This window comes from Pseudomonas pudica (assembly GCF_015680405.1).
GTDB lineage: Bacteria > Pseudomonadota > Gammaproteobacteria > Pseudomonadales > Pseudomonadaceae > Aquipseudomonas > Aquipseudomonas pudica.
The window spans coordinates 98446-114129 of record NZ_JADLJS010000015.1 but is presented as its reverse complement, the minus strand read 5'-3'; the positions used below and the strand labels follow the sequence as shown (position 1 = coordinate 114129).

Annotated in this window: 11 protein-coding genes; 2 read left to right on the top strand and 9 right to left on the bottom strand. The window is 64.8% G+C overall.

Annotation, left to right across the window (positions count from 1 at the left end; all coding sequences use genetic code 11):
- Window positions 1-122: 122 nt before the first annotated feature.
- The 9 genes from IRZ77_RS13375 to IRZ77_RS13335 form a co-directional block, all read right to left on the bottom strand.
- The gene (locus IRZ77_RS13375; RefSeq protein ID WP_015270152.1) at window positions 123-1037 is read right to left on the bottom strand and encodes a site-specific integrase; all 915 of its coding nucleotides are present in this window, start codon (window positions 1035-1037) and stop codon (window positions 123-125) included.
- A 260-nt stretch (window positions 1038-1297) separates the two neighbouring features.
- On the bottom strand, window positions 1298-3559 hold the full coding sequence (locus tag IRZ77_RS13370; RefSeq protein WP_196173652.1) for an ATP-dependent DNA helicase: 2262 nt from the start codon (window positions 3557-3559) through the stop codon (window positions 1298-1300).
- The gene (locus tag IRZ77_RS13365; RefSeq protein WP_135001278.1) at window positions 3556-5205 is read right to left on the bottom strand and encodes a VRR-NUC domain-containing protein; all 1650 of its coding nucleotides are present in this window, start codon (window positions 5203-5205) and stop codon (window positions 3556-3558) included. The genes IRZ77_RS13370 and IRZ77_RS13365 overlap by 4 nt, the downstream gene beginning before the upstream one ends.
- A 227-nt stretch (window positions 5206-5432) precedes the next feature.
- Entirely contained in the window at window positions 5433-6740 is a 1308-nt protein-coding gene (locus IRZ77_RS13360; RefSeq protein ID WP_052970538.1) for an MFS transporter, read from the bottom strand.
- Between the two features lie 98 nt (window positions 6741-6838).
- Complete coding sequence (locus IRZ77_RS13355; RefSeq protein ID WP_046616893.1) at window positions 6839-8053, bottom strand: fumarylacetoacetate hydrolase family protein; 1215 nt, start codon at window positions 8051-8053, stop codon at window positions 6839-6841.
- 20 nt (window positions 8054-8073) lie between these two features.
- Entirely contained in the window at window positions 8074-9132 is a 1059-nt protein-coding gene (locus IRZ77_RS13350) for an Ldh family oxidoreductase (RefSeq protein WP_108480010.1), read from the bottom strand.
- A gap of 34 nt (window positions 9133-9166) precedes the next feature.
- Window positions 9167-10708 carry a UxaA family hydrolase gene (locus tag IRZ77_RS13345; RefSeq protein WP_108480009.1) on the bottom strand — a complete coding sequence of 514 codons (1542 nt, stop codon included), beginning with the start codon at window positions 10706-10708 and terminating at the stop codon, window positions 9167-9169.
- A gap of 183 nt (window positions 10709-10891) precedes the next feature.
- Window positions 10892-11845: a LysR family transcriptional regulator gene (locus tag IRZ77_RS13340; RefSeq protein ID WP_046616896.1), complete on the bottom strand. Its 954-nt coding sequence runs from the start codon at window positions 11843-11845 to the stop codon at window positions 10892-10894.
- A 33-nt stretch (window positions 11846-11878) separates the two neighbouring features.
- Window positions 11879-12826, bottom strand: coding sequence for a LysR family transcriptional regulator (locus tag IRZ77_RS13335; protein ID WP_108480008.1), 948 nt, complete (start codon window positions 12824-12826; stop codon window positions 11879-11881).
- Window positions 12827-12927: 101 nt separating this feature from the next.
- Here IRZ77_RS13335 and IRZ77_RS13330 point away from each other — a divergent pair, with 101 nt between their 5' ends.
- Both IRZ77_RS13330 and IRZ77_RS13325 read left to right on the top strand, forming a co-directional pair.
- Window positions 12928-14241 (top strand): L-fuconate dehydratase, encoded by a 1314-nt coding sequence (locus IRZ77_RS13330; RefSeq protein ID WP_196173650.1) that lies wholly within the window; start codon window positions 12928-12930, stop codon window positions 14239-14241.
- Window positions 14242-14306: 65 nt separating this feature from the next.
- The gene (locus tag IRZ77_RS13325; RefSeq protein ID WP_108480007.1) at window positions 14307-15617 is read left to right on the top strand and encodes an MFS transporter; all 1311 of its coding nucleotides are present in this window, start codon (window positions 14307-14309) and stop codon (window positions 15615-15617) included.
- Window positions 15618-15684: the final 67 nt, after the last annotated feature.

Below are 15684 nucleotides of genomic sequence, written 5' to 3'. Positions count from 1 at the left end.
TCAAGGCACCTCTGGCATTCAGCTTGCCATTCACCGCTCTCACTTCAGATTCTAATCCCCTCTCAAGACACAAGCTGGCTTGCCGGCGATGAGCTGCACAGCAGCCCCAAGTGTGACGAAACTCAGTAATCGAAGCGGTCCACCGCACGCCGACGTTCATTGTCGTCACGCCGGTCATAGATGGCCGTGGTCTGGATATTGGCGTGATGCGCCAGCTTCTGCGCAATGGACAGGTCGTGCTCTTCGATCACCCGGGTGATGAACGCCCGGCGGAAGTCGTGCGGCATGATTTTCACACCCACCTGCGCACCACGCTGGCGGGCAATGTAGTAAATGGCATGCTTGGTGATACGCGCCCGGGTGATATGACTGCCACGGCGGATGCGGTTGAACAGGAACGGGTCGTCTTCGGCCCCTGCCGGCAAGTCCTGGCGGCGCAGGTCCAGCCACGCCTGCAACTTCTCGAACGCCCATGGCGGGGCGTACTTGATCAGTTGGCGGTTGCCCTTGCCCAGCACCTGCAGGCTGCGCGCCTCGAAGTCGACCTGGTCCAGGTCGATGTCCACCGATTCAGACTTGCGCATACCGGTGCCGTACAGCAAGGCGATGATCGCCGCGTCACGCACACCCTGCGGCCGTGGGTCGGCCGCGCACACATCCATCAGCTCGCGAATCAGGCTGCGGCGCAGGTTGCGCCCCGGCGGCAGGCGGCTGCCGGTGGCCGGCTTGACCTCGCGAATGCGCAGCAACTGCTCGTGATCGATCAGGCCCTGGCGCCATGCTTCGTTCATCACACCGCGGATGGCGTTGACGTACAGAGAGGAGCTGTTGGGTGCGTAACCGTCGGCACGCAGCGCCGCCACCAGAGCGATCACATGGCCGGGCTCGAGCCGATGCCAGGGCACATCGACGATATTGCAGTCGACAAAACCCAGCCGGTCGGCAGCGTCCTGAAGGATGTAGCGCATGGTTTGCTGGCTGGATGGGGCCAGGCGGGCCATGTACTGCAGCAGCGGGTTTTTCGAGAGATCGGACAAAACGTGAATCCTGTAGCGAAGCGTTGGCCAGCAGCGAACCGGGCCAACCATGAAGCAAGTCAATACGACATACCAGCAGGTCCAAATAACAGCAGAAAACGCATGTCATTCGGACCCGGAGAGGTGCCATCACCTTGATATACAAGGGGTTCGGAGCTGGCACGGATCGTGATCTTACCCCAATTGAGCCTACTGAACGAACGAAGGCTAGCCTTGATGCCTGGATTGGGGCCGCTTTGCGGCCCATCGCCGGGGCCGCGTTAACCTCCCGGCACCGGCCACCACCCCGGGAACATCTGCTGCACCCGGGGCTCGGCGAAGCGCTCGTCGATCAAGACCAGAACGCCACGGTCCTGGTCGCCCCGGATGACCCGCCCTGCTGCCTGAATGACCTTGCGCACGCCCGGGTAGAGATAGGCGTAATCGAACCCCGCACCAAACTGCCGCCCCAGACGCTGCTTGAACTGCTCATTGACCGGGTTGACCTGGGGTAGCCCGAGGGTGGCGACAAACGCGCCGATCAGCCGCGTGCCCGGCAAGTCCACCCCCTCCCCGAATGCACCACCCAGCACCGCAAAGCCCACCCCGCGGCCATCCGCCACAAAACGGTCGAGAAAGCCCTGGCGAGCTGCTTCGTCCATGGCCGGTTGCTGGGACCACATGGGAATCTGCGGATGCCGTTCGGCCAGCAGCCCGGCCACCTGTTGCAGGTACTCGAAACTGCTGAAGAACGCCAGGTAGTTGCCCGGCATACGCTCATACTGCCTGGCAATCAGCTCGACGATCGGCGCCAGCGAAGCCTGGCGTTGCTGGTAACGGGTGGATACCTGGCTGGCGATGCGCACTTCCAGCTGTTCGGCGCGAAACGGCGCGGCCACTTCCAGCCAGGCGGTATCGGCCGGCATGCCCAGCAGGTCGCTGTAGAAATGCCGTGGGCTCAGGGTGGCGGAAAACAGCGTCACGCTGCGCGCGGCCTGCATGCGTGGGCCCAACAGGCGCGCCGGGGTGATATTGCGCAGGCACAGGGTGGCCAGCCGCCGCTTGCGTGGCCCCTGGCGCTGGCTGATGTCGAACAGGAAGTGCTCGTCGAACAGCTCGGCAACCCGGCTGAACTGCAACGCCTGGTAGAAGAACTGCAGCACCTGCGGGTCCATTTGCGCAGGCGCCTGGTTCATCTGTTCCTGGATCAGCCCGATGCATTGCTGCAGGGCACGCAGCAAAGCCTCTGGGAGCGACTCGCTGGCCTGGTACGGCGCACGCTGCTCCTTGTAGAGAGCGTTCCACTGCCGGTTCAAACGGTCCAGCGCACTGACCAGCCCGTGCGGTTTGCTCTGGCGCAGGGCCAGCAACTGGCCCTGGTCCAGGCTGGCGCTGTACATGCCGCGCCCGCGTTCGACCAGGTTGTGTGCCTCGTCCACCAGCACCGCGACCCGCCACTGGTTGGCCTGGGTCAGGCCGTACAACAAGGCGTGGGCATCGAAGTAGTAGTTGTAGTCCGCCACCAGCACGTCTACCCAACGCGCCATCTCCTGGCCCAGGTAATACGGGCACACCTGGTGCGCCACGGCCACTTCGCGCAGCTGGGCGCGGTCGAGCATGGGCAACGCTGCCGCCGCCGCGCGTGCGGCCGGCAGGCGGTCGTAGAAGCCCGCAGCCAACGGGCAGGATTCACCATGGCAGGCCTTGTCGGGGTGCTCGCAGGCTTTGTCGCGGGCGATAAGCTCCAGCGTGCGCAAGGCCGGCTGCGGCGTGGCGTCGGTGATCTGGCGCATGGCATCCAGGGCCAGGGCCCGGCCCGGAGTCTTGGCGGTGAGAAAGAACAGCTTGTCCAGCTGCTGCGGCACCATGGCCTTGAGCAGGGGGAACAAGGTACCGAGGGTCTTGCCAATTCCGGTGCTGGCCTGGGCCATCAGGCAACGGCCGGTGCTCACCGCCTTGTACAGGGTTTCTGCCAGTTGTCGCTGGCCCTGGCGGAACACCGGATAGGGGAAGCCCAGTGCTTGCAGGCCCTGGTTACGCTCGGCCAGGCGCTGCTCCTGCGCTTGTGCCCAAGCCAGAAAGCGTTGGCACTGGGTTTCGAAGAACACCTGCAGTTCGGCAGCCGTGCAATGTTCACTGATCAGCGTCTGGCCATCGCTGTCCACGTCCAGGTAAACCAGCGCCACCTCGATGGCCGGCAGTTGCCGTGCCTGGCACATCAACCAGCCGTAGACCTTGGCCTGCGCCCAGTGCAACTGGCGGTGGTTGGCCGGCTGGCGCGACAGGTCGCCACGGTGGGTCTTGATTTCTTCCAGGCGGTTGCAGGCGGGGTCGTAACCGTCGGCGCGGCCACGCACTTTCAGCGTTTCGAACTGGCCTTCGAGGGCAATTTCCGACTCGTAGCCCGCAGCACGTCGCGCCACCACTCGCCGATGCCCCTCGATCCCCTCCTGGGCGGTAGGTGATGGCGTGAAGCGCAGGTCCAGGTCGCCGACCTTGGCGCTGAATTCGCACAAGGCGCGTACCGCCACGCTGTAGCTCAAGGCGTTTCGCTCCAGCGCACATGACACACTGCGACAGGCAGGCCGTGGACCCGGCAGAACTCCAGCCAGCGCAGCTGGTTGTCTTGCAGGCGGTCACCGGGCCCCTTGACCTCGACCATGCGGTAGCGACCCTGTTCGGGCCAGAACTGGATCAGGTCGGGCATGCCGGCGCGGTTGTTGCGGATGTCCTGCAGCAGGCGCAGGAAGCACTGTTTCAAATGGGCCGCCGGCAGGCAGGCCAGGGCTTGCTCAAGCAATGCTTCACTGAGCACAGACCAGAACACGAATGGCGACTGCAGGCCTTGCTTGGCGGTGTAGCAGTCGAGAATCGCCCGGTGATGGCTGCCATCGTCGAGCCGCCCCAGGCACCGTTCGAACAGAGCACTGCGGCGTTGCTGGAAGTCGCCGTCGTGCAGGTCCTGCGGGGCGGCCTGGAACGGGTTGAAGAACGCGCCAGGCACCGGGGCGAAGATCGCCTCCCAGCACAGCAGGCCGAACAGGCTGTTGAACAGGGTGTTCTCCACGTAATGCACCGGCCCGTCGGCTTCGGCCAAGTGCTGGCGTACCGCCTCCTCCACACCCAGCGCTGCCCGTTCCCGAGGCAGTTCCAGCTCGATCAGCTCCAGGGGAGCGACACGCTGACGCCGCTGTGGCGGGCCACCGAGCTTGCGTGCCAGGCGTGGCAACATGCGTTCCAGCGCCTGCACTTCCAGGGCGTTGGCCGGTGCCGCAGCCAGTTGCAGCGCCAGCGCATGGGCCTGGGGCCACTGCTCGCTGCGCTCCAGCACCCGCACCTGGCGGATGCGCGCCTGGGCATGACTGCATTGCGTGTACACAGCCATGGCCTGCGCCCAGTCGCCCAGGCGCTCGCATTGCTGGCCCAGGGCGAATTGCAGGCGCGCATGGCGCCGGGCCAACCATGGGTTGTCGCTGTGCAGGCCCTGCATGGCTGCCAGGATCGACAGCGGGTCGTCGCCCTGCTCCAGGCGCTCGGCGCACTGGTGCAAGGCCATGGCCAGGTCGACTTCGGCGCGTTGTTGCAGGGCACGCGAATCGGTGCTGAACGGCACCTGTTCGTAGCGCAACAAGCCGAGGTCGGCGAGGACGAAGTCCGACCAGTCCTGGTACAGGTTGCCGAAGAACAGCAGGCGCATGCGGTCGCACAAGGGTTGCAGGCACCACTGGAGGATGCGCACGCCGCTGTCCGGAAACCACTCGGCCAATGACCGGGCTTGCAGGCCCAAGGGTTGCAGCTGTGCAAGCAGGTCATGCTTGGCGGCGCGGGGGCGGCTCAGCTGTGGGGCAAAACAACGGGCGAATTCGTCCTTGCGCAGCAGGGCGAACAGCTGCTCCAGTTCCAGTTGCGCGGGCTCCCGTACCCAGCCGAGGGCCAGCAACGGTTGCAGGGCCTGCCCGGTATCGCCGATTTCGGCATAGTCGAGGCGGTCGCTGCGAAACAGCTCGCCTTTGCGCATGACCATGCGCACCATCAGGGCCTGCGCCGGGGCGTCCAGTTGGCCGAAGGTGCGGATGAAAGCCAGCTCCTGATCGTCGAGCAGGTCTTCGTAGCGCTGTTCGACCCACAGCAGCACCTGGCGGAAATTGTGCAGGTAGTAGAACGGGTCGTCGACGGAATGGGCGATCACGGGCTGGGGTCAGGCGGCTGAAATGGGTACTGGTTATACATACAGACCAGTATGCCTGGCAAGTGCCGTGGGTCGCTGAACAATCGGCTATCGGCTTGGGGGCTGCTTTGCAGCCCAATCGCGACGCAAGGCCGCTCCCACAGGTATTGCAGTGCTGTTGAAACCAGCGCGATACCTGTGGGAGCGGCCTTGCGTCGCGATTGGGGCGCAAAGCGCCCCCCCGGAATTCACACCTGTTCCGTCGCCCCGACCATCTCCGCCGCCTTGACCTTGGCACTGCCAATCGGCGCCTGCAGCAGGAGGAAGTAGGCCAACGCCGAACACAGCGCCACCACCGCACTGATCATGAACGCCGTGGTGAACGAGCCCGAGTACTGGATGCTGAAGCCGGTGACGATCGGCGCCACCGAGCCGGCAATGTAGCCGCCAAAGTTCTGGATCGAGCCAAACGAGGCCACGCGCTGGCTGTCGACGATGGTGTTGACGATCATCCAGGCAGTGGCACTGGCCATGTTGATGCTGAACAGCGCCAGGCACAGCAAAATGATGCAACCGGTCAGGCCGGTGACGAACGACAGCGGCAGAGTGAACAGCGCCGCCAGCACCAGCCCGGTGATCACGCTGAACTTGCGGCTGGCCAGCACGCTCATGCCCCGTTTCACCAGCAAGTCACAGAAACGGCCGGCAACGATCGTGCCCGCTGCGCCAAAGCCATAGGCCAGCGACACTACCCAGGCGGTCTTGTACAGGTCCAGGCCATGCTCGCGCTCGAAGTAGCCAGGCAGCCAGGTCAGGTGCAGCCAGAGCATGTAGATCACGCCCATGAAGCCCAGTACCGCACCCCAGGTACTACGGTGCTTGAACAGGTCCAGCCAGCCGGCGAAGTACGAGGCCTTCGGCGCTTGTGCAGTGGCTGCCGGCACCTGCTGCCCGCTTGGCAACGGCTTGCCCTCGGCAGCAAGCTCCGCCAGGTAGCGTGCCTTGCTTTTGTAGAAGGTCAGCCAGCACAGCGCCAGCACCACGCCGATCACACCGGTGATGATGAACATGCCGCGCCAGCCGAAGTTGACCATGAACAGCGTCAGCAAAGGTGGCGCCAGGCAAGGGCCGAGGCAGGTCGAGGACCAGACCACGCCGGTGGGAGTACCACGCTCGTTGGCATCGAACCACTCCGACAGGGCCTTGGCCGCGGATGGGAACATCGGCGCCTCGCCAATCCCCAGCAACACCCGCAAGCCCATGAAGCCGGCAAAACTGTTGACCATGCCGAACGCTGCCTGGGCCACCGACCAGCCCAGCAGCGAGGCACCGAGGGCGATCTTGCTGCCCAGGCGGTCGATGATCATGCCCATCGGCAGCTGGGCAAAGGCATAGGCAATGGAAAACGCCGACAACAGGATGCCCATCTGCGACGGGCTGATCATCATGTCTTTCTGGATCGAGGTGTTGGCGATCGACAGCGCACTACGGTCCAGGTAGTTGACTATGCCGATCAGCAGCAGGAACACGACGGTGATGCGTTGGTACTTCTTCATAGGGTTCATGTGATGACCTTTATTATTATTGTTGCCGCGCTGTCAGCGCCTTGGCGGTCCTTCGTTCAAGCTGCGCCCTCCCTGACGCAGCGCGCCGCTCAAGGCTGGCGCGCGGTGGTTGCTACGTCCAGCAGCCCGCGCCGGCCGAGGCTGTCGATCAGCGCACGCAGGCCAAAATGCCACTGCGGCGCCAGGTCGCTGGTAGTCACGCGGTTGCACAGGGTACCGAGTTGCGGGTTGCTGATGCTCACCACATCGCCCGGCTTGTGGGTGAAGCCGTTGCCCGGTTGGTCGCGGTCCTGCTTGGGGGCGAACAAGGTACCGAGGAACAGCACCAGGCCGTCGGGGTATTGATGGTTCTCGTTGAGGGTTTGCTGCACAAGGTCCTGCGGGTCGCGGCTTATCTGACGCATGGAGCTGCGGCCGGCGAGGATGAAACCGTCTTCGCCCACCACCTGCAAGTCCACTTCGGCGGCGCGCACGTCGTCCAGGCCGAAGCTTTCGTCGAACAAACGCAGCAGCGGGCCAAGCGCGGTGGAGGCATTGTTGTCCTTGGCTTTTGACAACAGCAAGGCGCTACGGCCTTCGAAGTCACGCAGGTTGACGTCGTTGCCGAGCGTCGCACCCTTGATGCGACCATCGCTCGACACCGCCAGCACCACCTCCGGCTCCGGATTGTTCCAGCTCGACTTCGGGTGGATGCCGATGTCGGCGCCATGGCCGACCGCCGACAGTGGCTGGGCCTTGGTGAACACCTCGGCGTCCGGGCCAATACCCACTTCCAGGTATTGCGACCACAGGCCCTGCTCCACCAGCACCTTGCGCAGCGCTTCGGCCTGGGCCGAGCCTGGTACGATCTGCGACAGGTCGGCGCCGATGCGGCTGGCCAGGGTGTCGCGGATGGCATCGGCCTTGGCCGGGTCGCCCTTGGCCTGCTCTTCGACCACGCGCTCCAGCAGGCTGGTGGCGAAGGTTACCCCAGCGGCCTTCACCGCCTGCAGGTCGACAGGTGCCAGCAGCCATGGCTGGCGCGGGTCGCGCAGGGCCGGGTCGCTGTTGCCGAGCAAGGCTGGCAGCCCGATCAGCGGCTCGGCCAGCGGCAGGCTGCGCAGGTAGGCCACGGGGTCGGCCACTTCCAGCAGGGCCGAGACGGTGGCTACATGGGCGCTGATGTCGTGCACGGCGCCGGCCTTTACCAGTACCACCGCAGGGCCCTGGTCCGGCAGCCAGACCCGCCCTACCCAACTGCCGCTGTCGAACGCGCTGGCATCGTGAGTCAGAGGTAGTCGCTTGCCGTTCGCTCGTTCAGTCATCTGTGTACCCTTACTGTCATTCATTGGGAAAGTGCCGGCAATTGCAGCTGCCCGGCCAGCCGGTCAAGGTCGGCCACCAGCTGTGAAGAAAGGCTTGCGCCCTGCTCCAGGGCCAGGCGGCGCAAGGCAAGGCCAGCCTGCCCAGGCAGGCGCACCGGGCGCTCGGGGTCGAGTGGCCGGCTGGCCAGGACCAGCCGGCCGAGGAAGCTGGTTTCGTCGGTGAACGCTTGCAGGCCGCCGAAGAAACTCGGATCGATGACCACGGCGGTGGCCGATGCACCCCACTGGTCTGGTGCATCCTTGCGGCCATGGCCGGCCAGCCCCGAGGTCAGGGCTTCGACCAGCAGCGCCAGGGCGAAACCTTTGTGGCCAAAGGCCTGGCCCCCCAAGGGCAGGATGCTGCCTTGCGGGCTGGCGAAGAAGTCGCGCGGGTCGTCGCTCAGTTGCCCGTCATTGCTCACCAGCACCGGGTGGGGCAGGCGGCTGCCGGCGTCGCGACACTGGCCGACCAGGCCGAGGGTGACGGTGGACATGCTGACGTCCAGCAGAATCGGCTCGCCCCGGGTCGGGATGCCCGCGGCAATCGGGTTGGGGGTGTAGATCGGGTCAACGCCACCATGGGCGCAGACCAGCCCTACCGACGGGTCCGAGGAATACAGCATCGCCACCAGGCCCTGATCGGTATAGGGCTTGAGGTAAGCTGCCAGGCAACCGATATGCGCAGCGCGGCGTACCACGGCGATGCCGATACCCTGCGAAGTGGCGCCCTTTGCCGCGCAGTCCAGGGCACGGCTGACGCAGTACGGCCCCAACAGGTAGTGGCCATCGAACAGGCTGGAGATGCCACTGTCCGACACCTGCTCCAGTACCTGGGCGCGGGCCTTGACCTGCCCGCCGAGCATGCCGTCGATGTAGCGGCTGACCAGGTTCAGGCCATGGGTGCGATGGCCCAGCAATTCGCCTTCGAGAAGTACCCGGGTCACTGCCTGGGCGACTTCGGCATCGGCGCCGGCCTTTTCGAACAGCCGCTCGACGAAGGTGGTGAGTGCTTGCACATTGTGAAGTGTGGCTCGAGTCATTGCAGTTGCCTTGGAAAAGGGATGGGGCTGGCGATCAGGTCACGGCACCGATCTGCCAGGGCACGAATTCGTTCTGACCGTAGCCGTGAAGTTCACTCTTGCTGCGTTCACCGGAAGCGATGCGCAGCATCTGCTCGAAGATGAACGCGCCGCACTCCTCGATGCTGGTGGAGCCGTCGGCGATGCCGCCGCAATTGACGTCCATGTCTTCTTCCTGGTGTTCGAACACCCGGTTGTTGGTCGCCAGCTTGATCGACGGCGCCGGGGCACAGCCGTAGGCCGAGCCACGGCCGGTGGTGAAGGCGATCAGGTTGGCCCCGCCAGCCACCTGGCCGGTGGCCGAAACCGGGTCGTAGCCGGGGGTATCCATGAACACCAGGCCTTGGGCCCGCACCGCTTCGGCGTACTGGTACACATCGACCAGGTTGCTGGAACCGGCCTTGGCCACCGCACCGAGGGACTTCTCGAGGATGGTGGTCAGGCCCCCGGCCTTGTTGCCAGCCGAAGGGTTGTTGTTCAGCTCGGCGTTCATGCGCTGGCAGTAGTCTTCCCACCAGCGGATGCGGGCCAGCAGCTTTTCGCCGACCTCGCGGCTGACCGCACGGCGGGTCAGCAGGTGCTCGGCACCGTAGATCTCCGGGGTCTCGGAGAGGATCGCGGTGCCACCGGCCGCCACCAGGCGGTCGACGGCATTGCCCAATGCCGGGTTGGCGGTAATGCCGGAATAGCCATCGGAACCGCCACATTGCAGGCCGACCACCAGGTGCCGCGCACTGACCGGCTGGCGTTGCACCTGGTTGGCCTCGGCCAACAGAGCCTTGACCTGCTCTATACCGGCGGCGATGGCTTTGGAGGTGCCGCCGATACCCTGGATGGTGAAGGCGCGCAGCTGGGCGCTGGCCTGCAGGCCCTGCGTTTCCAGCAGGCTCTCGATCTGGTTGGTCTCGCAGCCCAGGCCGATGATGAGCACGGCAGCGAAATTGGGATGTACGGCGTACCCGGCCAGGGTACGACGCAACAGGCCCAGGGCTTCACCGCCGGGGTCCACCGCACAGCCGGCGCCGTGGGTCAGTGCCACCACGCCGTCGATGTTCGGGTAATCGGCCAGCACTTCAGGGTGGATGTCGCGGCGGAAATGGTCGGCCACGGCCCGGGCCACGGTCGCCGAGCAGTTCACCGAGGTGAGTATGCCGATGTAGTTGCGGGTGGCGACCCGGCCATCGGCACGCACAATGCCCTGGAACTGCGCCTCGCGGCCGGGCTGGCTGCGGGTATCGACACCGAACGCGTAGTCACGGGCGAAATCGCCCATCTGCACATTGTGCACATGCACGTGTTCGCCGGCGTCGATGGCCTGCGAGGCAAAACCGATGATCTGCCCGTAACGGCGCAGGGGCTGGCCCTGCTCCACACGCTCGGTAGCGAGCTTGTGGCCCGAGGGGATGGGCTGGCGAACGGTAATCGCTTCGGCGTCCAGGCGCAGGCCTTGCGGCAGGGCCTGGCGGGCGATTAGCACGTTGTCCAGCGGGTTGAGGCGGATGACGGCAAGGTCGCCGGACTTGGCAATCAGTTGCATGGGACCTCTCAGGGTGCGGCTGGCTTCTTGTTATGGCTGCGACCACTGTAAGAAGCCTTGGGCAACATTCCCAATGAGATGATCCGATCGTGCGATAACCCTGGGTTATCAAAAACCGGTATCAGGGCGTGTTTATCAATCACATTTCAGGGCCATTGGAGCCGCTGCGCAGCCCCAGGGGCTTCATTCCTGTTCCTGCTGACGGCGCCGAGCCCCCTCCAGCAAAATCTCGACAAACGCCTGGGCCGAAGCGCTCAGCGGCTCGTCCTTTCGGGTAACCACGCCGTACTCCAGCGCCGCCAGGTGCAACGGGCTGCGCAATTCTTTCAGTTGGCCGCTGGCCAACTGCGCTGCAACCATCGAGCGCGGCAACATGGCGATCATCGGCGCCGCCTGCAGCAATTGCAGGAACATGGGCATGGAGATGGTTTCGACGCTGTCGGCAGGCGTGGCGATGCCGGCAACACGAAATGCCTGTTCCAGGCGGTTGCGGATCGGCGTGCCCACCGGGTACAGCACCCACGGCCAGTCGCCCAGCGCTGCCAGCGGCGTGCTTTCCAGCTGATTGAGCGGGTGCTCGCTGTTGACCACCAGGCTGAACGGTTCCGGCTCCAGGGGCTGGAAGTCGAACAGCTGGCCGAAGCGTTCTTCAGTGAAACGGCCAATCATGATGTCGAGCTTGTTCTGCTCCAGCATGGTCAACAAGTGATCGCTGGAATGCTCCACCACTTCGATCGACAGCAACGGGCTGCGCGCCTTTATCGCGGCGATGGCCTGCGGCAGCACCAGCGCGGTGGCGGCAAAGATCCCGCCGACGCGGATGAAGCCGTGCCCACCGTTGCGCAGGCGGTTGACCTGGTCGACGAACTGTTGCGACTCGGCCAGCGCGCCTTGGGCATAGCGCACCACATATTGGCCCAGTTCGGTGGGTGGCATGCTCCGCGGCAGGCGCTCGAACAGGGCGAAGCCGAACTGCTCCTCAAGGTCACGCAACATCTTGCTCAGTGCCGGCTGGCTCAGGTTCATGCGCGTGGCGGTGGCGTGCATGTTGCGGGTACGCGCCAAGGTGTCGATCAGCACCAGGTGCTTGTAGCGGATCCAGTTGCAAAAGCTGGAATGGGTCATGTCCGGCGGCATTGACGCAGGGCCTCAGGCAAGTGAAAGGCAGGGCTATTGCGCCCGCAGGTAGTGCAGCAAGGTGTCCAGGGCAACCGAGTTGGGCCGCGAGCGCAGGGTCAACACGCCCAGGTTGGCCATTGCCAGCGGCAGTTCTACAGGCAGGATAGCGACCATTCCATAGCGGGCATAATGCTTGGCTACGTCATCGGGCACCACCGCAATCATCTCGGAGGCTTCGAGCATGGCGGTGGTAGCCAGGATCGAGGCAGTTTCGACGATATCCAGCGACTGCACCATGCCGCCGGCCTGCAACGCGCTTTCGACGCGGCGGCGCATCGGGCTGCCGATGGGGTGCAGGATCCAGGTCAAGGCCACCAGGTCGGTCAGTTGCAGCCCGGCGGCATTGGCCAGCGGGTGGCCTGCGCGGGCGATAACACGCATCTGCTCACCGCCTTCGAACAGTTCGATGTTCAGGTCCTGGCTGTCGCTCTGGTCCGGCAGGCGCCCCACCACCATGTCGAAGTCGCCACGCAGCAAGGCCGGCAGCAAGGTGTCGCTGGTGCCGACCTCCAGAGAAATGCGCACCTTGGGGTGATCGCGCTTGTAGGCCAGTACTGCCCTGGTCAGCACACCCGGCACCGGGCCCATGACGCTGCCCACCCGCACCAGGCCCTGGGCCCCGCGCGCCAGCTCGGCAATCTGCGCCTGGGCGTGCTCGAACTCATGCAGCGCGTTCTGCGCATAGCGGATCATCACTTCGCCATACAGCGTCGCTTGCATGCCCCGTGGCAAACGCTCGAACAAGCGTACGCCAAGGCGCTCCTCAAGCTGTTGCAGCAACAGGCTCGCAGCCGGTTGCGTGGTGTGCATCGCCGCGGCAGCACGGCGCAGGTTGGCGAACTCGCCCAAGGCGTTGAGCAGCGTGATCTGCCGGCTGGAGATCTTCAATGCGCCGAGGCTGGCAGGCGCCTGGGCGCTGTCGGGTGGCAAGCGAGACATATCGAATCCGGTATCACTGATTAAGATTTGGCGATTATGCCTGTATCGCTCGACAACCTACAGTCAGGTCTCCCAGTGCTTGAACAGAACAAGAGCCGACCATGAGCATACGTATTACCCACCTGAGCGTTCGCGACATTCGTTTCCCCACTTCGCTGTCGCTGGACGGCTCCGACGCCATGAACAGCGCCCCCGATTATTCGGCGGCCTACGTGGTGCTGCACACCGACGCCGAGGCTCTGGAAGGCCACGGCCTCACCTTCACCATCGGCCGTGGCAACGAGATTTGCGCTGCTGCGGTGCAGTCGCTGGCGCCGCTGATCGTCGGCCTCACCCTGGAGGAAATCACGGCCGACATGGGCGGCTTCTGGCACCGCTTCACCGTCAGCGACAGCCAGTTGCGCTGGCTGGGCCCGGAAAAGGGCGTGATCCACCTGGCCACCGCCGCGATCATCAATGCCGTGTGGGACCTGTGGGCCAAGCACGAGGGCAAGCCGGTGTGGAAGCTGCTGGCCGACATGACGCCCGAGCAGCTGGTGCGCTGCCTGGACTTCAGCTACGTGACCGATGTGCTCACCCCCGAAGAAGCCATCGCCCTGCTGCGGCGCCAGGCGCCGGGCAAGGCTCAGCGCGAAGCGCAGATGCTGCGCGAAGGCTACCCTGGCTACACCACCGCGCCGGGCTGGCTGGGCTACAGCGAAGAAAAAATGCGCAAGCTGGCCCGCGAGGCGGTGGAAGATGGCTGGACCCACATCAAGCAGAAGATCGGTGCGGACCTGGAGGAAGACATTCGCCGCGCCAGCATCCTGCGCGACGAAATTGGCTGGGAGCGCACCCTGATGATGGATGCCAACCAGGTATGGGGCGTCGAGGAATCCGTCGCCAACATGCGCCGCCTGGCCGCGTTCGAGCCACTGTGGATCGAAGAGCCGACCAGCCCGGACGACATCCTTGGGCACGCCACCATCCGCCAGCGCATTGCGCCGATTGGCGTGGCCACCGGTGAACATTGCCACAACCGGGTAATGTTCAAGCAGATGTTCCAGGCCGGCGCGCTGGACTTCTGCCAACTGGACGCGGCCCGCCTGGGTGGCCTGAACGAAGTGCTGATCGTGCTGCTGATGGCGGCCAAGTACGACGTACCCGTGTGCCCGCACGGCGGCGGTGTCGGCCTGTGCGAATACGTGCAGAACATTGCCCTGTTCGACTACATCGCTGTGTCGGCCTCGCTGCACAACCGAGTGCTGGAGTACGTCGACCACCTGCACGAGCATTTCATCGACCCGGTGGTGATCCACCGCGGGCGCTACATGCCACCGCAACGCCCGGGCTACAGCATCGAAATGCATGCCGAGACCCTCGCGCGCTACCAGTACCCCAACGGCGCGGTGTGGCTCGACATCAACCGCTCCTGACCCACCTACCTGGGTGTGCCGCCTCTGCGCGGCACGCCACCAGCTCTTTTCACGGGGAAAAAACAATGACAATCCTCACCGGTACTGCGGCGGCGCCCGCCCCTGCCGCCACCACCGAACAGCGCCTGAACGGCCTGCTGCTGCGCAAACTGATGCCTCTGCTCATCGTTGTCTACGTGATGAGCTTCCTTGACCGGACCAACATTGCCCTGGCCAAGGCCAGCATGGGTATAGACCTCGGCCTGTCGGCAGCGGCCTACGGCCTGGGCGCCGGGCTGTTCTTCCTCACCTACGCCCTGGCCGAAGTACCCAGCAACCTGATCATGCATCGGGTCGGCGCACGCTTCTGGATCACCCGCATCATGATCACTTGGGGCCTGCTCTCGGCGGGCATGGCCTTCGTCCAGGGCGAAACCTCGTTCTACGTCATGCGCCTGTTGCTCGGGGTTGCCGAAGCGGGCCTGTTCCCCGGCGTGATGCTGTACCTGACCTACTGGTTCGATCGTGAACAGCGTGCCCGCGCCACGGGTTACTTCCTGTTGGGCGTGTGCCTGGCCAACATCCTCAGCGGCCCGCTGGGGGGTGCCCTGCTGGAAATGGACGGTGTGCTGGGCTGGCACGGCTGGCAATGGCTGTTCGTGCTCGAAGGCCTGCCGGCAGTGGCCCTGGCTTATGTGGTATGGAAGAAACTGCCCGATGGCCCGGCCTCGGCGCCCTGGCTGTCGGCCGTCGAAGCCGAGGACATCGAGCGCCGCCTGGCTGCGGAGCGCGCCACCGCACCGCAGCAGAGCAAGTTGGGGCAGATGTTCCGCGACCGGCAGATCTGGCTGGCGATCGTGGTGTACTTCGTGCACCAGATCACCATCTACACGGTGATTTTCTTCCTGCCGGGTATCATCGGCACCTACAGCGCACTGTCGCCCTTCCAGGTCGGCCTGCTGACCGCCGTACCGTGGATTGCTGCCGCCATCGGCGCCGCCACCCTCCCGCGCCTGGCCACCTCGCCGAGCCGTTGCCGCACCCTGCTGTTCTGCGGCCTGCTGACCATGGCGGCCGGGTTGCTGCTGGCGTCGCTGGCCAACTCGTTCATCGGCCTGATCGGGTTTTCGCTGACTGCCCTGATGCTGTTCGTGGTGCAGTCGATCATCTTCGTCTTCCCCTCCAGCCGCCTGAGTGGCAGTGCCCTGGCGGCAGGTCTGGCCTTTGTCACCACCTGCGGCCTGCTTGGCGGTTTCGTCGGCCCATCGGTGATGGGCCTGATCGAGCAGGCCACCGGCAGTACCCGCAATGGCTTGTGGATCATCGCCGCGTTGCTGGTGGTGGCAGCGCTGGTCAGTACCCGCTTGCGGCAAGGGCAGGAGCAAGCGAATCGCTGACTAGCGAGCGCTCCACGAATCACTGGTTCGGCGAGGTTCGGTAGGAGCAGCCCAAGCAACCCCGGCG